This window comes from Microbacterium sp. BH-3-3-3 (assembly GCF_001792815.1).
Classification (GTDB): Bacteria; Actinomycetota; Actinomycetes; order Actinomycetales; family Microbacteriaceae; genus Microbacterium.
This window is the reverse complement of sequence record NZ_CP017674.1, coordinates 1,810,761-1,829,167: the sequence shown is the minus strand read 5'-3', so window position 1 is coordinate 1,829,167 and position 18,407 is coordinate 1,810,761. Positions and strand designations below refer to the sequence as shown.

Sequence of the window (18,407 nt, the reverse complement as noted above, 5' to 3'; positions counted from 1 at the left end):
ACGCCCGGGCTCGCATTCGGGGATGCCCGCTGGGGAGCGCCCGTGAAGCATCGGGCACGCGCACGCGCGTGCCACAGGGTGCTCGAGAGCGCAACGCGGCGGGCGATTTGCCAGCCGATCCATCACCGTGAAACCTTGGTGGAGGCCCGAATTCGGGCCGCCCACCCGACCAGTCCGCGGTCGCCGGTGACGACTCGGGGGAGTCGACGCCGCGAGCGTACGGTCGGCGGCCTGGGCGTCGGATCCGACATTCGACGCCGACGCACTCCACCCCCCGAAGAGTGCTGACGGCTGCCACCCGGGCGTGACCGCTGCGGCCACCCGAGGCCGCTGAGGTGCACACAGTGACCCATCCGCCTGCGTTCGAGGCGCCTGCCCTCGCGGCGAAGAACCTGTTCAAGGTCTTCGGCCGCGCCCCCCAGGCTGCCGTCGACAAGCTCCGCTCCGGCGCCCGTCGCGACGAGATCGCCGACCACGGGACCGCCGCCGTCATCGACGCGAGCTTCGAGGTCCACCCCGGTGAGATCTTCGTCATCATGGGGCTCTCCGGCTCTGGCAAGTCCACCATCATCCGCATGCTGAACGGCCTCCACGAGGCCAGCGCCGGCACCGTCGAGGTGCAGGGCGACCCCCTCACGGGCGTCGGCACCGCGCGACTCCGGTCGCTGCGGCGCGATCGTCTCGCGATGGTGTTCCAGCACTTCGCGCTCCTGCCGCACCGGACGGTCGCGGCCAACGTGGCCTACCCGCTCGAGATCCGCGGCGTCGGCAAGGCCGAACGCCTCGCCAAGGCCGACGAGATCCTCGCCCTCGTCGGACTCGAGGGGTGGGGCGACAAGCTCCCCTCCGCGCTGTCGGGCGGTATGCAGCAGCGCGTCGGCATCGCCCGCGCTCTCGCCGCCGACACCGACATCCTCCTCATGGACGAGGCCTTCAGCGCCCTCGATCCCCTGATCCGTCGCGAGATGCAGGAGCAGCTGCTCGAACTGCAGCGGACGCTGAAGAAGACGATCGTCTTCATCACCCACGACCTCAACGAGGCCATGTTCCTCGGCGACCGCATCGCGGTCATGCGCGACGGGCGCATCGTGCAGATCGGCACGCCCGAAGACATCCTCACCGACCCGGCCAACGACTACGTCGAGCAGTTCGTGCAGGACGTCGACCGCGCCCGCGTGCTCACGGCCGGCAACGTCATGGAACGTCCCCGACCGCGCGTCGACGCGTCGGCGGGCCCCCGGACGGCGCTGCGCCAGATGCGCGACGCGTACATGTCGGCCGCCTACGTCACCGACCGCGACCGCAAGCCGCTCGGGATCATCACCGACCGCGACGCCATCAAGCTCGTGCGCGCGGGAGAGAACTCGCTGCTCGGCAGGCTCCGGCCGCTGCCGCAGAGCGTGCGCGAAGAGGACGTGCTCATGAACCTCTTCGTGCCGTCGGTCGAGTCGCCGCTTCCGCTGGCCGTGCTCGACGCCGAAGGACGCCTGGCCGGCGTCATCCCGCGCGTCACCCTGTTGGCCGCTCTCGGCCCCGGCCCCACCGCCACCGAGGAGATCACCGTGCTTCCGAACCCGCTCCCGTCGGCAGAGATCGACGCGGTGCTCGACGCGACCTCAGCCGACCCCGGGGTCCCGGCATCCGAGACCGGAGGGATGCGCTGATGGATGGTTTCCGCATTCCGGTCGGCCAGTGGGTCGACGCCGGCGTGGACTGGCTCCGCGACAACCTCTCGGGTCTCTTCGACGTCATCGCCGTGACCGTGCGCTTTCTCGTCGGGGGCCTCAGCGATGTGCTGCTGGCCGCCCCGATCATCGTCGTGATCGTGATCGCGGCACTGCTGGCGTGGCTCCTGCGCTCGTGGAAGCTCGCCCTCGGCACGGTGATCGGCTTCGCCCTCATCCTGGGCATGGGTCAGTGGGTCACGGCGATGCAGACGCTCGCGCTCGTGCTCGTGGCGACGATCGTGGCCGTGGCGATCTCGGTGCCGCTCGGCATCTGGTCGGCGCGCAATCCCACCGTGCGCGCCGTCATGAAGCCGATCCTCGATTTCATGCAGACGATGCCCGCCTTCGTCTACCTGATCCCCGCGATCACGTTCTTCAGCATCGGGGTGGTACCCGGTGTCGTCTCGACCGTCATCTTCGCGCTGCCCCCGGGCGTGCGTCTGACCGAGCTCGGCATCCGCGGGGTCGACTCCGAGACCGTGGAGGCCGGGCACGCGTTCGGCGCGACGCCCGGACAGATCCTGCGTGGCATCCAACTGCCGCTCGCGATGCCCACCATCATGGCGGGCGTCAACCAGGTCATCATGCTCGCCCTGTCGATGGCGGTCGTCGCCGGCATCGTCGGCGCCGACGGCCTGGGCAAGGAGGTCGTGCAGTCGATCTCGACCGTCAACCTGCCCAAGGGCGTCGAGGCGGGCCTCAGCGTGGTCGTGCTGGCGGTGTACCTCGACCGCCTCACCGCCGCCCTCGGCAACCGGTCCGACAACGCCTCGTCGCTGCTCGCGGCGCTGGGCCGACGTCGCGCCCCTGCCGCCCCTGCCGCCCCCACCCCCGCGTGAGTCCCGGCACCTCACACGCGCGCACACACGGAAACGCATACGAAAAGGAAGAGAACACAGCGATGAACAAGCGACACCTCACCACCACCCTGGCCCTCGGGGCCGTCAGTGCCCTCGCGCTCGCCGGCTGCGCGAGCGGCAACCAGGCCGAGGGCGGAGACGGCGGCGGCGGCGACAAGGGCACGATCACGCTCGGGTTCCTGCCGTCGTGGACCGACGGCCTCAGCACCGCCTACCTGCTCGAGGACCAGCTCGAGAAGCTCGGCTACACCGTCGAGATGCAGACCCTCACCGAGGCGGGCCCGCTCTACGCCGGCCTCGCCCAGGGCGACGTCGACATCTACCCGTCGGCATGGCCCGAGCTGACGCACGCCGACTACATGAACACCTACGGCGACAAGATCGAAGACCTCGGCGCGTACTACGACAACGCCAAGCTCACGATCGCGGTGCCCAGCTACGTCGACATCGACTCGATCGAGCAGCTGCAGGCCAACGCCGACCGCTTCGAGGGGCGCATCTACGGCATCGAGCCGGGTGCCGGCCTCACGAAGCAGACGCAGGAGACCATGCTGCCCGGCTACGGCCTCGACGGCGACTTCGAACTCGTCACCTCGTCGACCGCGGCGATGCTCACCGAGCTCGACAACGCCATCGCGGCGCAGAAGGACATCGCGGTCACCCTGTGGCGTCCCTTCTGGGCGAACGACGCCTACGACGTGAAGGACCTCGAGGACCCCCAGGGTCTGATGGGCGACCCCGAGGCTCTGCACTTCCTCGCCACCTCGGGCTTCGCCGAGAAATACCCGGATGCCGCCGAGCTCATCGCCGGCATCCAGCTCGACGACGAGCAGTACGGCTCGCTCGAAGACCTCGTGGTCAACGAGTACGGCGAGGGCAAGGAGCCCGAGGCCGTGCAGGCGTGGCTCGAGCAGTACCCCGACGCGTTCCCGACGCAGCGCGACTGACGTTTCTTACGCCAAAAGGGTCCCTCCGTGCGCGGAGGGACCCTTTTGGCGTCGGTCCCGCTGGCCGTCTCTCAGCCGACGACGACGGCGTCGTCGATGAAGGATCGCTCGAACACGAGAGCGAGGACCTGCCCGGCGATGTGCACGCCTACGACGGCGCCGACCACGACAACGACGGCCGCCGCGATCGATCGAGCCGCTCGACCCCGGACCACGCACAGCACCACTACTCCGAAGACGAGGGTCAAGATCTGGACGGTGAGCCTCCATTCGTCCGGCAGCGGCGCGGCCAGTGCGACGGCGGCTGCCGCGACAGCCCACCAGTGGAGAGAGGAAGCTCGCGATCTGGCCCGCGTGTGTGCAGGGATCGTCATGCCGAGTAGATTCGGCCGTCGACCCGAGCAGGATTGCCCGCTTGCGTCGTGACCGTGTGCACTTTCGTGAACTGGAAGGGCAGGCCCTTCACGAAAACGCTGGCTTGGGTGCGCACATCGCAGGTCCCACGTCCTTGAGAGATCCAAGATGTGGGTGACGAGCTCGCACTGATCACTCCTGATGCAGACCCCGTGCAGTTGATGTTCCGTGTGACTGAGCTGCCACGCGCCTCATATGTGTAACTCAGGCTGAAGGTGATGAACGTGACATTCCCGATCTTGACGTCCTGTCGGTTGCTCACCTGCAGCGTTCGAATACCCGCTGCGGCCAGGGTGGTGAGGCGCCCACTGTCCGAGGGGGCAACAGGTAGCTGGCGAACGGTGGAGGTGGCCTCGGAATAGGTGAATAGTGTCGATGGGTCCGCGGCGCCCGCCTCCTGCTTCTCCTCCGGAAGTGCGGCGAAGTACTGCTCGACCTGGCGCTTACTCGCCGGTGAGAGCGCCAGATCGTCGACGAACTCGTGGAACGTGGACTCGGGGTCCGTCGCACTGTCCCTCGCCGCGAGTGCCGCGGAGGTGGGCGCGAATGCGATGGCGAGGGCAAGGAACGCGGCTGAAATCGCCGATCGATGTTGCGTGCTCATGAATTGTCCTTTCGGCGCGAGCGCCGTGGGGTGGAACGACGTTGGTCAACGCCCACTCACAAGGTAAACATGAGCATGCATACATAACGAGATGAAATCTCACCGCCTTCGGGTGAGTGGCGTCTTCGGCGCACCGGCAGCTCTTCTCGGCGAGACGGACCGCATCCTCCGCCCGACTCAGGCGATCGCGTGCGCCGTCGTGAAGCGCGTGATGAAGCCGGGGTGGCCCGCGGGCATCGCCAGCACCGAGTCGGGCGTGCGGCCGGCGAGCTGGGGGAAGCCGGCGTCGGCGACGAGGTCGTCGTCGAGCACGTCGAGCTGCGCCTCGACCAGGGGCCACGGTTCGTGGCTGTTCGCGGCCCAGATCGTGCGGCCCAGGTGACGCTCGTGGAAGCCCCATCGCGCGGTCAGGAACCGCGAGAGGGGGGTGTCCACCGTGTCGGTGCCGAGGGTGGCACGCACGTGGGTTCCCGGATGCCGCCCCCCGTGACGCCGCGAGCGGTACTCGATGCGCGCGCCGTCGGTGCGGACTCCGGCCCGAGCCCACCGGTAGGGCAGGCCGAACAGCGCGCGGGCCCCGAGGACGGGGGCCAGATGCTCGGCCTCGAGCGTGCGGAACACGACGCCGCGGCGGCCCTCGTCGTCGATCGCGTAGGTGCGCACGTTGATCTCGGTGAACGTGCCGACGAAGGGCACGGGCGGCAGGGGCAGGAAGCGGAACTCGCTGAGCACGAAGGGCACGAGCCCCACCCACGCGGAGCCGTCGTGCACGTCGGGACGGGTGCCGGCCGGAAGCAGCGGCGCGACGTCGGCCGGGTCCACCCGCCAGTGTACGAAGACGGCGCGGTTCCACCGCTGTTCGATGACGGCGCGTCCGGGCAGATCGGGGGCATGGCGCTCGGTGATCACCGGCTCATTCTGACCCCGACACCGCGGCGCGGAGGGACACTGGACAGATGACCCCGGCATCTGGTGCGGATCCTCGGCTCGTGGCATCCATTCGCGAGCTGCTCGCCGCGCGCGACGCCGACAAGACGATCTGCCCATCGGAGGCGGCCCGTGCCATCGGCGGCGACGACTGGCGAGATCTCATGCAGCCGGCACGCGACGCCGCGCACGAACTCGTCGGGCTGGGCGAGGTCGAGGTGACGCAGAAGGGTCGCGTCGTCGACGTGACGACGGCGCGGGGGCCGGTGCGGATCCGCCGCAAGAGCTGACGACTCCGCGCGGGAGCCGTCGCGTCAGACCGCGGGCTCGGGCGGGATGAGCGGAGTGCGGGGTGTGTCGCCGCTGCCGCGGGGCAGTTCGAGCGCGACCTTCTTCTCGAGCACGTCGACGGCCTCGTCGGACAGCCAGATCAGACCGTTCAACTCCTCGCGCACGCGGCGGTAGGCGACCTGCCGCTCGTTGGGGGTGGCGGCCTGGTCGGTGGCGACACTGAGCAGCTGCTTCGCGGTGTCGAGGCGCTTGCGCTCGTCGGCGGTGAACGCGGCGTCTTTGACCCGTCGGGCATCGCGCTCGGCGACCTCGAAGGCCACTTCGTAGTCGGTGACGGCCTCGCGGTACTCCTTGAGCCGATCGGGCGACAACACCTCATCGGTGCGGGGGCGCAGATTGTCGGCGACCTTCTTCGCGCGCAGGAACGCCGCCGTGAGCGGCTGGCGGCCGTCGCTCATCGCCGGGTAGGTGATGAGCTTCGACGCGTCGAGCTCGTACTCGAGCCAGCGGTGGGTGACGGCGTCGTGCGCGTCCACGGCGCGCTGCTGGGCGTCGGCGACCGGGGCGCCCACGGTCGGAGCGGAGATCGACGCCGGAACGGCCCCGCCCTGCGCGCGGATCAGCTCGATCTGCTCGCGGTGGCGCCGACGGGCGGCGACCTCGCGGTGCTTCACGCGCGCGTTGACCGCCCCCATGGTCATTCCGAAGACGGGGAAGACCAACCACCAGTACTGGCCGGCGAAATTCCAGAACTCCTGCACGGCGCCATGCTACGCCGCTCGCCCGACGGCGGCTCAGGATGCCGGCGGTCGCGGCTTCTCGCGCGCGGGCGGCGGCCACACGGGGCGCTCGTTCGGCGTCGGGGGAGCGGCGTCGGGGCCCTTCTTCTGCGCGCGCTTCGCGCCCCGTTCGCTCCAGTTGCGGGCCGCTGCACGGCCCATCGACTCCATCGAACGGGCCAGCGCGCGCTGAGCCGTCTCGGCGAGATCGGAGGCCACGCGACCCCACGCGTCGGTGCCCTCGACGCTGGGCTGCTCGCCGCCGCGCCGCGCGGCGCGCTCCGCGCGGTCGAACGCGTGCGAGACGTGACGCACGGCATCGCGGTACGCGAGGAACTCGGCGGGCTCGAGACGCGTCGTGGTCGAGGCCGGACGCAGCCACTGCGCGCGTTCGTGCGCGCGCAGGAAGTCGGCGAGCAGGGGGGAGCGCGAGTCGGTCATGGCGGGGTAGTCGATCGCCAGCGCGGGGTCGGTCTCGTACGACATCCAGCGGGCGAGGATGGCGTCGTGCTCGGCCAGCAGGCGCGCGACCGGAAGGGGCGCGCCACCGGAGCGGATCGCCGGGAGCATGGCCTTCGCCGCTTTCACTCCGGCGCGGCTGGCCCGCACCTCGGCGGTCGCGGCGCGCAGGTCGCGTTGGGCGTCGACGAGTCGACCGCGGGCGGCGGCGACCACGTCGGCCGGAACGCGGGACGCCGCGCGCTCGGCCTGAGCGCGCACCACCTCGGCGTCGGCGACCTTCACCTCGGCGCGTCCGCGCATGACGGCGTGCCGGGCGCTCTGCAGATCGAGCTGCGCGGCGTCGAGCTCGAGACGACGGGCGGCGTTCTTGCTCAGCGGACGAGAAGCCCAGGCCCGGGCCGCTCGGTCGCCGGTGGTCGTGGTTCCCGCGGGGAGCGCGCGTTGCCGTGTGCGGCGCACGCCGACCCACCCGAGTGTGCCGGCACCGGCCGCTGCGGGGCCGATCCACCACCACTCGGTGAGAAAGATCACCAGCGGTTCCACACCCCCATGCTACGGGCGGTGTCTGACATCACGCCGGGCATTCGGCCGGAACGCGCAGGGGAAGCACCCCCGACGCCCGAGTCGGTTCGACGCGAGAGGGGGCGCTCCGCCGGGACGCACCCTCGGCGACGGGGAACGCCCCTCGCGTGGGACGCGAGTCAGCCCAGAATCAACGTCAGCACGGTCGCGCCGCCACCGGTGAGGATGAGCGCACCGATCACGACCCACGCGGTGAGCTTCACCCGCCGCTGGCGCTTGTCGCTGAACACCGTCATGTCGTCGTCGTCGCTCATCGCACTTCTCCTCTGGGCGGGCGGGGTGTCGGGGCCGAGGGCCCGAACCCTCAGGCCACGGGCTCCGCGACGGTGGGACCGAAGACGGCGGGCAGGGTCTCGTTCGACAGGCGGCGCAGCTCCGGAACCGTGACGGTGAAGACGTCCTGGATCTCGAGGGATGCCACCGTGCCGGGCTCGACGTCGGTCACACCGATGCGCAGCACCGGGTAGCCGCGGCCGTTGCACAGGCCTCGGAACTTGACGTCTTCTTCGCGGGGGACGCTGACCAGGACGCGGCCGGTCGACTCGCTGAACAGGGCCGCCGTGGCATCGACGCCGTCGCGCTCCATGAGCTCGGTGAGCCAGACGCGCGCACCCACGCCGAAGCGCATGACGCCCTCGGCGAGGGTCTGCGCGAGCCCGCCCGACGACAGGTCGTGCGCGCTCGACACGAGCGACTGCGAACCGGCGGCCTTGAGCAGCTCGGCGAGCTTGCGCTCCTGCGCCAGGTCGACCCGGGGCGGGCGGCCGCCGAGGTGGTCGTGGATCGTGCCGGCCCACTGCGAACCGTCGAGCTCGTCGGCGGTGGTGCCGAGCAGGTAGAGGTTCTCACCGGCATCCTGCCAGCCGCTGGGAATGCGAGCCGCGACGTCGTCGATGATGCCCAGGACGCCCACGACGGGGGTCGGGTGGATCGGCTGGTCACCGGTCTGGTTGTAGAACGATACGTTGCCGCCCGTGACCGGGATGCCGAGCTCGAGGCATCCGTCGCTCAGACCCTCGACGGCCCGGCTGAACTGCCACATGACCTCGGGGTTCTCGGGGCTGCCGAAGTTGAGGCAGTCGGTGACGGCGGTGGGCACGGCGCCCGTGACCGCGACGTTGCGATAGGCCTCGGCGAGGGCGAGCTTGGCGCCCTCGTACGGGTCGAGCTGGTTGTAGCGGCCGTTGCAGTCGGTCGCGATCGCGAAGCCGAGGCCGGTCTCTTCGTCGACGCGGATCATGCCGGCGTCGTCGGGGAAGCTCAGGGCCGTGTTGCCGAGCACGTAGTAGTCGTACTGGTTCGTGATCCACGAGGTGTCGGCGAGGTTGGGGCTCGCGACCAGGGTGGTGAACTGCTGGCGGAGGGTCTCGGCATCCGTCGCCCGCGCGAGGGTCGTCGCCGTGTCGTCGTTCAGCGCGTCGATCCACGTGGGGTACGCGACGGGACGCTCGTACACGGGGCCGTCGACCGCGACGGTCGAGGGGTCGACGTCGACGATGCGCTCGCCGTACCAGTCGATGACGAGGCGACCGTCTCCGGTGACCTCGCCGAGCACGCTGGTCTCGACGTCCCACTTGCCGACGACGGCGAGGAACGCGTCGAGCTTCTCGGGCGCGACGATCGCCATCATGCGCTCCTGCGACTCCGACATGAGGATCTCTTCGGGCGTGAGCGAGGGGTCGCGCAGCAGCACCTTGGAGAGCTCGACCTTCATGCCGCTGTCGCCGTTGGCGGCGAGCTCGCTCGTGGCGCACGAGATGCCGGCGGCCCCGAGGTCTTGGATGGCCTCGACGAGGTCGTCTTTGTACAGCTCGAGGCAGCACTCGATGAGCACCTTCTCGGCGAACGGGTCGCCCACCTGCACCGCGGGGCGCTTGGTGGGGCCGCCGTCGGCGAAGGTGTCGGATGCCAGGATGCTGGCGCCGCCGATACCGTCGCCGCCCGTGCGGGCGCCGAACAGCACGACCTTGTTGCCCACCCCGGTCGCGTTGGCGAGCTTGATGTCTTCGTGGCGCATGACGCCCACCGCGAGGGCGTTGACCAGCGGGTTGCCCTGGTAGACGGCGTCGAAGACGGTCTCGCCGCCGATGTTCGGCAGGCCCAGGCAGTTTCCGTAGAACGAGATGCCGCTGGTGACGCCGTGCACCACGCGCGGGGTGTCGGGGTGGTCGATGGCGCCGAAGCGCAGCTGATCCATGATCGCGACGGGGCGCGCGCCCATCGAGATGATGTCGCGCACGATGCCGCCGACGCCGGTGGCCGCGCCCTGGAACGGCTCGATGTAGCTGGGGTGGTTGTGCGACTCGACCTTGAAGGTGACCGCCCAGCCGTCGCCGACGTCGACGACGCCAGCGTTCTGGCCCATGCCCACCATGAGGCGGGTCTTCATCTCGTCGCTGACCTTCTGGCCGAACTGGCGCAGGTAGATCTTGCTGGACTTGTAGGAGCAGTGCTCGCTCCACATGACCGAGTACATCGCCAGCTCACCGCTGGTGGGGCGGCGGCCCAGGATCTCGCGGATTCGGGCGTACTCGTCGCTCTTGAGACCGAGGGCACCGTAGGGCTGCTCTTTCTCGGGCGTCGAGATGGCGTTCTCGACGGTGTCGGCGAGTGCCGTACGGGCGGCGGATTCGGGTGAAGTGGTCACGCGGCTGAGCTCCAGAAATCGCAGGGGCCGGACGGAGTCAGTCTAGTTGGGTGGTCGGACATCGCCGGGGCCGTCGGCGGGCGGCCCGCTCGGGGCGTTCGGGCGCAAGGTCGGTGATTCTCACAACGTCGGTTCGATTCGGGCTCGATCGGCCGAGGGTGCGCGAATCGCTGAGGTTTCGTGCGGGCGGGGGCTCGTGGCATCCGGGCTGAGGGTGCGCGGATCGCTGAGGGCGTGCGGCGGCCGCCCGGCCGCGCGATGCCCGGCGGTAGGGTGCAGACACCCGCCCCGACCGAAGGTGCCCATGCGCGTCGTGATCGCCCCCGACAAGTTCAAGGGCACGCTCACCGCCCAGGAGGCGGCGGATGCCATGGCCTCGGCGGTCCGCGAGCGGTGGGCCGAGGCCGAGATCGTCGTCCTCCCCATGGCGGACGGCGGTGACGGCACGCTCGACGCCCTCGGCGGGCCGACCCGTCGCGACACCGTCACGGGGCCGCTCGGTCTTCCGGTCGCCGCCGCCTGGCGTCTCGACGGTGACAGTGCCGTGATCGAGTCGGCCGCGGCATCCGGGCTCGTCCTCGCCGGGGGGGCGCAGGGCAACGACCCGTGGGGCGCGACGAGCCGCGGCGTCGGCGAGTTGCTGGCTCTCGCCCTCGACGCCGGGGCGACGCGGATCGTCGTGGGAATGGGCGGATCGGCGATGACCGACGGCGGGCGCGGGGCGCTCGACGCGCTGGGCGCTCGCGTCCCCTTCCCGCCCGGAGTCATCGTGCTGACCGACGTCACCGCCGCGTTCGGCGATGCCGCGCGCGTGTTCGGCCCGCAGAAGGGGGCCGACCCGGCGATGGTCGAGCGCCTTACGGCTCGACTCGCGACGGATGCCGCGGAGTGGACCGCACGGTTCGGTCGCTCGCTCGACGGGGTGGCGCGGACGGGCGCGGCCGGGGGTCTGTCGGGCGCACTGTTCGCCGCCGGGGCGGAGCTCGTCGACGGCGCCGCCTTCGTCGCCGCCGCGCGGGGGCTCGACGCGGCGATCGCCGGAGCCGACCTCGTGCTGACGGGGGAGGGCGCGTTCGACGCGACCACCCTCGAGGGCAAGGGGCCGGGTCACGTGCTCGCGCTCGCCGCAGGGCACGGCGTGCCTTCGGCCCTGATCGCCGGGAACGTGGCCCCGGGAGTCGACGGCCCCCACGTCTTCTCGATGACCCGGATCGTGGGGGCGGACCTGGCCTGGCGCGACCCGGTCGTCGCCCTCCGCGCGGCGACCGCGGAGGCCCTGTCGCGGCTCGATCGCTGACCGCCCTGGAGCGGATGGCGGGCGGAACGCGGCACCGACCCGGGTGTCGGGGAGGGGGCCCGCCGTCGTACCCGGCGGGCCCGGCGGTCAGGACGCGGTTTTCGCGATCCGCACCCGGATGTCCTTCATCAGCGGCTGGTCGCTCTGGCGGCTGTAGTCGTCGGGACCGAGCAGCACGTTCAGCTCGGGGAAGTAGCCGGCGGCGCTGCCGCGCGGGGTGTCGTACTCGAGCGCTCGGAACGCCGTGACGCTGCGGACCGACCCGTCGCGCGAGGTGGCGACGATGTCGACCAGGTCGCCCTCGGCGATGCCGCGCTCCTTCATGTCGCGACGGTGCATGAACACCAGCTCGCGGATGTTGCGGACGCCGCGGTACCGGTCGTCGGCCGAGTAGATCGTGGTGTTCCACTGATCGTGCGAGCGCATGGTCTGCAGCACCAGCACGTCGGCCTCTTCGGGGATGACGTCGGGCAGCTCGGCATCCGAGAACTCCGCCTTGCCCGACGGGGTCTGGAAGTCGCGCTCGCGAGCGGGCTGCGGAATGCGGAAGCCGTACTGCTGGCGGACGAGCTCGTTGAAGCCCTCGAAGCCCGGCAGGACCTTCGCCATGGTGTCGCGGATGCGGTCGTAGTCGCCGACGTACCACTCCCACGGCGTCGCCGACTCGGGCATGGTCGCGCGGGCCATGCGCGCGATGATCTCGGGCTCGCTGAGCAGGTGCGACGATGCCGGGCGGCGGGAGCCGAGCGACAGCATGACCGAGCTCATGGCATCCTCGGTCGAGATCGACTGGGGGCCCGCCTCTTGCACGTCGCGTTCGGTGCGGCCGAGGCAGGGGAGGATCAGCGCGTCCTTGCCGTGGGTCAGGTGGCTGCGGTTGAGCTTGGTGCTCACGTGCACCGTCAGCTCGCACCGGCTCATCCCCTCGGCGGTGAGGGCGGTGTCGGGGGCGGCCCGCACGAAGTTGCCGCCCATACCGACGAACACCTTGACGTCGCCGCGGTGCAGGCCCGCGACCGTGTGCACGGTGTCGAGGCCGGGCTCGCGGGGCGAGACGATGCCGCAGACCTCGTCGAGCTTGGCGAGCCATTTCTCGGTGGGCTTGTGATTGATGCCGCAGGTGCGGTTGCCCTGCACGTTGCTGTGACCGCGCACGGGCGAGGGGCCGGTGCCGATGCGGCCGACGTTGCCGCGCAGCAGCAGCAGGTTGACGATCTCGCGCACCGTGTCGACGCCGTGCTGGTGCTGGCTGACGCCCAGGCACCAGCTGATGACCGTGCGCTCCGCGCTCAGGTAGACGTCGGCGGCTCCTCGGATCTCGGCCTCGGTGAGACCGGCCTGCTCGACGAGCTCGTCCCAGCCGGTCGCCTCGACCAGGGCGCGGTAGGCGTCGAGGCCCGTCGTGTACTCGTCGAGGAAGGCCTGGTCGAGCGCGGTGGGGTCGGTCTCGGACGCCTCGAACACGACCTTGGCCATGCCGCGGATGAGGGCGAGGTCGCCGCCGGGGCGCACCTGCAGGTTCATCGTGCTGGTGGGGGTGGACTGGAACGTCGCCATGTCGACGATCTCGTGGGGCACGATCGTGCGGGTCGCCGCCGCTTCGCGCAGCGGGTTCACGTGCACGACCTGGGCGCCGCGGTCGACGGCCTCGGCGAGGCTCGTGAGCATGCGCGGAGCGTTCGAGGCGGCGTTGACGCCGAGCACGAAGAGGGCGTCGCAGCTCTCCCAGTCTTCGAGGTCGGCGGTGCCCTTCGGGGTGGCGAGCGAGGCCGTGAGGCCGCGGCCCGAGCCCTCGTGGCACATGTTGGAGCAGTCGGGGAGGTTGTTCGTGCCGAGCTCGCGCGCGAACAGCTGGTACAGGAACGACGCCTCGTTGCTCAGGCGCCCCGAGGTGTAGAACGCCGCCTGGTCGGGCGAGTCGAGCGCGGTGAGGTGCTGCGCGATCATGCGGAAGGCGTCGTTCCACGAGATCGGCACGTAGTGATCGGATGCCGCGTCGTAGGCCAGGGGGCCGACGAGGCGACCGGCGTCTTCGAGGTCGAAGTCCGTCCACTGCGACAGCTCCGTCACGGAGTGCTCGGCGAAGAACTCCTTGCCGACGCGCTTGTGCGTCATCTCCCACGTGACGTGCTTGATGCCGTTCTCGCAGATGTCGAGGGCGACGCCCTTGTCGTCGGGCCACGCGCAGCCGGGGCAGTCGAACCCGCTCTTGGGGTGGTTCATCGTGAACATCGCGCGCGTCCCCGCGACGGGCTGGCGTTGCTCGAGCAGCACTTTGCCCACAGAGAGGGCGGCCCCCCAGCCGGCGGCCGGGTGCCCGTACTCGCCGGTGCTCGACCACTCGGTCGTGACCGCCGGCCCGAGCCCGCCCTGTCGCGGCTTCTCGGCCATCAATCCGAACGACTCACCCATGTTCACCCTCCGAAGTCTTCATCGCCGGGGCGGTGGCATCCACTCCCACCCCCGTGCGCGTTCGTCAGCGTACGCTCGTGACCTCGTCCGTCGCGGGGGTTGTGGACGGCGCCTGGATGCGATCCGCCCGCGTGTACAGGTTCATGCTGCCACCGCGAACGAACGCGGCCAGCGTGAGCCCCGCGCGCTCGGCCAGCTCGACGGCGAGAGAGGAGGGCGCCGACACCGCCGACAGGACCGGGATGCCGGCCATCACGGCCTTCTGCACCAGCTCGAAGCTCACGCGGCCCGAGACCTGCAGCACCGTCCCCCGCAGCGGCAGGCGGTCTTTCAGCAGCGCCCACCCGACGACCTTGTCGACGGCGTTGTGCCGACCGACGTCTTCGCGGGCCACGAGCATCGCGCCGCTCGCGACGTCGAAGAGGGCGGCGCCGTGCAGCCCGCCGGTCTTGTCGAACGTCTTCTGCTGCTCGCGCAGGCGGTCGGGGAAGGCCGCGACATCGTGCGCCGACACCCGGATGCCGTCGGATGAGACGTCGTAGGACGACACCTTCTCGACCGCCTCGATGGAGGCCGTGCCGCAGACGCCGCACGAGCTCGTCGTATAGAACGAGCGGGCGATGTCGGGCGAGGGGAGGGCGACGCCCGGTGCGAGCGTGAGATCGAGCACGTTGTACGTGTTGCCGTCGGCGCCGCCGGTGCCGGGGCCGCCGCAGTGGATCGCCCGGGCGAACTCGTCGCCGCGGCTGATCACGCCCTCCGACACGAGAAAACCGGCGGCCAGTTCGACGTCATGACCCGGGGTGCGCATCGTGACGGCCAACGGCGACCCGGCGACGCGGATCTCGAGCGGCTCCTCGACGGCGATGGCATCCGGTCGCTCGCGACGGACCCCGTCGAGGGTGAGGCGGGTGACGCGGCGGGAGGCGGTGAGGCGGCCCACGTCAGGACCGGAGGAACGCACGGAGGGGGTTCATGGATCGAGCGTACGCCCGGCGGCGCCGACCGGATCGGGAGGGGCGGGGAGGGGGGATCCGGGGGCGGGGACTACGGGGATCCGCTTCGTCGGGCGTCCGGGGCCGCCGACGCGGGGCGCGTCGTGGGAGCGCATCCACCCGCGGAATCACACGGAAGGCGTCCGTTCGCATTCATGCGAATACAGATCTCGGAGTTTTTTTCAATCCCGACGTGACGATTCCTGCACCCGGTACGTCTTATCCATGTAGGCCAAAGCGCCCACCCCGGAACGACCGGGTCACGACTGTTGAAAGGCACGGACATGGCTGAGAACGCCCCCACCACCCCCGCCGCGCAGAACGTCCCCCAGACGGCGTCGCGCGTGAACCGCCCGCTGAGCGCCCGCGGACAGGACGCCCACACCGAGGGCAAGACCACGATCGCCGAGGGCGTCGTCGCCAAGGTCGCCGGGATCGCTGCCCGCGAGGTCGCCGGTGTGTACGCGCTCGGCGGCGGCGGAGCCCGCGCGCTGGGTGCCATCCGTGACGCGATCAACGCCACCGACCTGACGCAGGGCGTCAAGGTCGAGGTCGGCGAGACCCAGGCCGCCGCCGACATCACCATCGTCGTCGAGTATGGCGCCCCCATCCAGGAAGTCGCCGACCAGGTCCGCGGCCGCGTCGCCGGTGCCATCAACCGTCTCGTCGGCCTCGAGGTCGTCGAGGTCAACGTCGACGTGAACGACGTCCACATCCCGGGCGACGACAACAACGACGACGACAGCAACGAAAAGCGCGTCCAGTGAGCGCCACGACGAAGGGCGCCCTGGTCGGGCTCGTCCTGGCCCTCAGCGCCCTGATCTTCGGCTTCTGGGGATTCATCCTCGTCGCCCTGTTCATGGCGATCGGAATCGTCGTCGCCCGCATCACGGCGGGTGAGATCGACTTCGGCAACATCGTCAACGCCTTCAAGGGTCGGAGCACATCGTGACCACCGTCACCGCTTCTCCCGGGGTCGGCAACCGCAGCTCGGTTGCCGGCCCCGGCCTCCCCGCGGGCCGCGTCGCCATCTCGGACCGCGTGCTGCAGAAGACCGCGGAGCGGGCCGCCGCCGACATCATCGGCGTGGATGCCAAGAACGTCCGCGTCGAGATCGTCTCGTCCCGCGACACGGCCGTGGTCCGCGTGACCTCGGCCTTCCCCGTGCCGCGCCTCGACGACACCGAGGCCGTGCGCGCCGCCACCCCCGTGCTGGAAGCCGCCCGCGTCGCCCAGAGTGAGCTGCGGTCGCGTCTGACCCGCCTGTTCGGCCGCGAGGTCTCGCGCGTCGACCTGACCATCTCGGGCGCCTCCGCCCCCCAGCGAAAGCGAGTGCTGTGATGACCGACGCCGTGCTCCGCACCGTCGTGCGCCGCGAGACCCACTCGCCGCGCACCGTGGCCATGATCGTGGTGGCCGTGCTGCTCCTTCTCGTCCTGGCCTACGCCGCGGTCGAGATCGTCCTCAACCTGGTCGGGCAGCCCGCTCTGCTCGTCGCGCCCGGCGAAGCGCTGAACGCCGTCGTCGCGGCCCCCACCGCCCTGCTTCCCGTCGCGTTCATCGTCGGCGGCATCGTGCTCGCCCTCGTGGGTGTGCTCGTTCTCGTCCTCGCGCTCAAGCCCGGACGCCTGTCGCGTCACGAGATGGCGTGGGGTGAGCGTGCCGTCGTCGTCGACAACGGCGTCGTGGCCTCTGCCGTCGCCCAGCACCTGAGCAACGAGTCGGGCATCGCCCGTGACGACATCGTCGTGGGCGTGGCCCACCGCTCGGTCGACGTGACCGTGCGGCCCCCGGTCGGCATCCCCGTCGACGAAGCCGAGCTGCGCCGCCTCGTCGAAGAAGAGGTCACCTCGTACAAGCTCTCGCCCGCCGTGCGCACCCACCTGCGCGTGCAGCGTCCCGACACCAAGGAGTCCCGATGAATGCGACGCGTCGCGGTCTGAACCGCTTCCTGCTCTTCCTGGTCGCCGTCGTGCTGCTGGCCGCCGGTGCCCTCGCTCTGCTCGTCGGGCTCGCCCCCGGCGGAGCCGACACCTGGACCTCGGTCATGGGCGGCTTCCAGGGCTGGCTCGTGGGCCTCGGTCGCGAGTCCGCCGGCTGGGGAGCGGTCGCCGCCTTCGTGGTGCTGGCCGTCATCCTCATCGTCATCGCCTCGTCCGCCGTGCGCGGTCGTCGTCAGGCACCCCTGCAGTCCACCGGCAGCGCGAGCGACGAGGGCCGCATCACGGTCACCGACAACTTCGCCTCCGAAGCGCTGAAGAACGCCCTGGCCGAGCGCGACGAGATCCTCTCGGCCCGCATCACCGCCGGCGAGATCAACAAGGAGTCGGTGCTGCACGTCGCGGTGACCCCGCGACAGAACACCTCTCCCCGCCAGGTGGCCGAGCACGTCGACACCCTCGTGTCGAACCTCGCCGCCCTGACGGGTCAGAACCTGCGCGCCTACATCTCGATCCACTCGGGTCTGCGCGCGAAGCTCGCGCACGACAACACCCGCGTGCATTGACACCCCACGAGGAGACGTCATGACAACCATCGACCCCGCCATCGACCCCCCGGCCCTGGACGCCGCGGCCGCGCTCGCCGCGACCGCCGCCGGATCCGTCTCGGGCGTCCACTCCCTCGGCAGCCTGCTGGGGCGTGCGTCGGATGCCGTTCGGGAGCGCGTGGGACTCGCGAGCACCGCGCCCGGTGTGAAGATCGACACCGATCGCGCCGACTCCGTCACCGCCACCATCTCGCTCGTCGTGGACTACCCGCACAAGCTGCACGAGGTGTCGGATGCCGTGCGGACGGCCGTCCGCGATGCGCTCGAGCCCCTCGGTCGCGGTCGGATCGACGTCGACGTGGTCGTGACGGGCGTCTTCGGCCCGTTCGACCGTGACGTCGTCGACGAGGCGGAGCAGAAGGCGGATGCCGTGTCGGCCCGCGCCCGCGACGTCGCCGGCGACGTGAAGGAGCGCACGGATGCCGTCGCCGCCCGCGCGTCGGAGGCGGTCGACGACATGAAGGCGAAGTCGAAGGACGTCGCGGCCGGCGCCTCGGCCGCCGTCGATGACGCGGTAACGAAGTCGAGGGACCTCGCCGCCAGCGCGTCGGAGACCGTCGACGTCGCGGTGGCCAGGTCGAAGGACGTCGCCGCCGGTGCCGCAGCCGCTGTCGAGCAGACGGTGCAGGCGGCACGCGAGCGGGTGGCCTCCGCCGATGCGGACGCGGACATCGCTGCGGCGGACCGCGTCACGGAGGGCCTCGAGCCCGAGAGCCCCGTCACGAGCACGCCCGCCGACGACCGCGGAGACGTGCGCGACGTGGTCGCCGAGGCCCTCGAAGACGCCGCGGTCGACCTCGCGATCGCTGCCGACGAGGTACGCACCGACGACGAGACGCCGGCGACGGACAGCGTGCAGTCGGTCGTGGAAGACGACCGTCCCCGCTCCTGACCCCAGGCACGACGAAAGGGCGC

Annotated in this window: 20 protein-coding genes; 11 read left to right on the top strand and 9 right to left on the bottom strand. The window is 70.7% G+C overall.

The window, feature by feature from the left end; all coding sequences use genetic code 11:
* The first annotated feature begins 344 nt into the window (after positions 1-344).
* From BJP65_RS08420 to BJP65_RS08410, 3 genes are all read left to right on the top strand, one after another.
* Positions 345-1,664: a glycine betaine/L-proline ABC transporter ATP-binding protein gene (locus BJP65_RS08420; RefSeq protein ID WP_070408839.1), complete on the top strand. Its 1,320-nt coding sequence runs from the start codon at positions 345-347 to the stop codon at positions 1,662-1,664.
* On the top strand, positions 1,664-2,566 hold the full coding sequence (locus BJP65_RS08415) for a proline/glycine betaine ABC transporter permease (RefSeq protein ID WP_070408838.1): 903 nt from the start codon (positions 1,664-1,666) through the stop codon (positions 2,564-2,566). Before BJP65_RS08420 ends, BJP65_RS08415 begins: the two co-directional genes overlap by 1 nt.
* 62 nt (positions 2,567-2,628) lie before the next feature.
* A complete protein-coding gene (locus BJP65_RS08410; protein ID WP_055832208.1) occupies positions 2,629-3,534 on the top strand; it encodes a glycine betaine ABC transporter substrate-binding protein in 906 nt (301 codons plus the stop codon).
* Between the two features lie 71 nt (positions 3,535-3,605).
* On the opposite strand, the gene BJP65_RS16545 is transcribed toward BJP65_RS08410, so the two are convergent.
* The 3 genes from BJP65_RS16545 to BJP65_RS08400 form a co-directional block, all read right to left on the bottom strand.
* Positions 3,606-3,782 carry a hypothetical protein gene (locus tag BJP65_RS16545; protein ID WP_156784854.1) on the bottom strand — a complete coding sequence of 59 codons (177 nt, stop codon included), beginning with the start codon at positions 3,780-3,782 and terminating at the stop codon, positions 3,606-3,608.
* Between the two features lie 122 nt (positions 3,783-3,904).
* Positions 3,905-4,552: a hypothetical protein gene (locus BJP65_RS08405; RefSeq protein WP_070408837.1), complete on the bottom strand. Its 648-nt coding sequence runs from the start codon at positions 4,550-4,552 to the stop codon at positions 3,905-3,907.
* 177 nt (positions 4,553-4,729) lie between these two features.
* Positions 4,730-5,461, bottom strand: coding sequence for a YqjF family protein (locus BJP65_RS08400; RefSeq protein ID WP_070408836.1), 732 nt, complete (start codon positions 5,459-5,461; stop codon positions 4,730-4,732).
* 47 nt (positions 5,462-5,508) lie between these two features.
* On the opposite strand from BJP65_RS08400, the gene BJP65_RS08395 reads away from it, so the two are divergent.
* A complete protein-coding gene (locus BJP65_RS08395; RefSeq protein ID WP_070408835.1) occupies positions 5,509-5,769 on the top strand; it encodes a DUF3253 domain-containing protein in 261 nt (86 codons plus the stop codon).
* Between the two features lie 24 nt (positions 5,770-5,793).
* On the opposite strand, the gene BJP65_RS08390 is transcribed toward BJP65_RS08395, so the two are convergent.
* The 4 genes from BJP65_RS08390 to purL form a co-directional block, all read right to left on the bottom strand.
* Positions 5,794-6,531, bottom strand: coding sequence for a hypothetical protein (locus BJP65_RS08390; protein ID WP_055832203.1), 738 nt, complete (start codon positions 6,529-6,531; stop codon positions 5,794-5,796).
* 33 nt (positions 6,532-6,564) lie between these two features.
* Positions 6,565-7,554, bottom strand: a complete 990-nt coding sequence (locus BJP65_RS08385; protein WP_156784853.1) for a hypothetical protein — start codon at positions 7,552-7,554, stop codon at positions 6,565-6,567.
* A gap of 158 nt (positions 7,555-7,712) precedes the next feature.
* On the bottom strand, positions 7,713-7,847 hold the full coding sequence (locus BJP65_RS16975) for a hypothetical protein (RefSeq protein ID WP_258027439.1): 135 nt from the start codon (positions 7,845-7,847) through the stop codon (positions 7,713-7,715).
* A 50-nt stretch (positions 7,848-7,897) separates the two neighbouring features.
* Positions 7,898-10,240, bottom strand: a complete 2,343-nt coding sequence (gene purL, locus BJP65_RS08380; RefSeq protein WP_070408833.1) for a phosphoribosylformylglycinamidine synthase subunit PurL — start codon at positions 10,238-10,240, stop codon at positions 7,898-7,900.
* 304 nt (positions 10,241-10,544) lie between these two features.
* Between purL and BJP65_RS08375 the strand changes: the two genes are divergently transcribed.
* Positions 10,545-11,537, top strand: coding sequence for a glycerate kinase (locus BJP65_RS08375; RefSeq protein ID WP_070408832.1), 993 nt, complete (start codon positions 10,545-10,547; stop codon positions 11,535-11,537).
* 87 nt (positions 11,538-11,624) lie between these two features.
* Here BJP65_RS08375 and BJP65_RS08370 read toward each other — a convergent pair whose 3' ends face one another.
* Together BJP65_RS08370 and fdhD are read right to left on the bottom strand one after the other, a co-directional pair.
* Positions 11,625-13,949: an FdhF/YdeP family oxidoreductase gene (locus tag BJP65_RS08370; RefSeq protein WP_070409917.1), complete on the bottom strand. Its 2,325-nt coding sequence runs from the start codon at positions 13,947-13,949 to the stop codon at positions 11,625-11,627.
* 64 nt (positions 13,950-14,013) lie between these two features.
* Positions 14,014-14,892, bottom strand: coding sequence for a formate dehydrogenase accessory sulfurtransferase FdhD (gene fdhD, locus BJP65_RS08365; RefSeq protein WP_070408831.1), 879 nt, complete (start codon positions 14,890-14,892; stop codon positions 14,014-14,016).
* Positions 14,893-15,228: 336 nt separating this feature from the next.
* On the opposite strand from fdhD, the gene BJP65_RS08360 reads away from it, so the two are divergent.
* Genes BJP65_RS08360 through BJP65_RS08335 form a run of 6 tightly spaced genes read left to right on the top strand, consistent with a single transcriptional unit; the run spans position 15,229 to position 18,384 of the window.
* Positions 15,229-15,711, top strand: coding sequence for an Asp23/Gls24 family envelope stress response protein (locus tag BJP65_RS08360; protein WP_055832194.1), 483 nt, complete (start codon positions 15,229-15,231; stop codon positions 15,709-15,711).
* Positions 15,708-15,896 carry a DUF2273 domain-containing protein gene (locus BJP65_RS08355; RefSeq protein WP_055832192.1) on the top strand — a complete coding sequence of 63 codons (189 nt, stop codon included), beginning with the start codon at positions 15,708-15,710 and terminating at the stop codon, positions 15,894-15,896. The genes BJP65_RS08360 and BJP65_RS08355 overlap by 4 nt, the downstream gene beginning before the upstream one ends.
* Entirely contained in the window at positions 15,893-16,285 is a 393-nt protein-coding gene (locus BJP65_RS08350) for a hypothetical protein (RefSeq protein ID WP_055832190.1), read from the top strand. The genes BJP65_RS08355 and BJP65_RS08350 overlap by 4 nt, the downstream gene beginning before the upstream one ends.
* Positions 16,285-16,866, top strand: a complete 582-nt coding sequence (locus tag BJP65_RS08345) for a DNA/RNA endonuclease G (protein WP_070408829.1) — start codon at positions 16,285-16,287, stop codon at positions 16,864-16,866. Before BJP65_RS08350 ends, BJP65_RS08345 begins: the two co-directional genes overlap by 1 nt.
* Positions 16,863-17,450, top strand: a complete 588-nt coding sequence (locus BJP65_RS08340; protein WP_070408828.1) for a hypothetical protein — start codon at positions 16,863-16,865, stop codon at positions 17,448-17,450. The genes BJP65_RS08345 and BJP65_RS08340 overlap by 4 nt, the downstream gene beginning before the upstream one ends.
* A gap of 19 nt (positions 17,451-17,469) precedes the next feature.
* Entirely contained in the window at positions 17,470-18,384 is a 915-nt protein-coding gene (locus BJP65_RS08335) for an Asp23/Gls24 family envelope stress response protein (RefSeq protein WP_070408827.1), read from the top strand.
* The last annotated feature ends 23 nt before the right edge of the window (positions 18,385-18,407 follow it).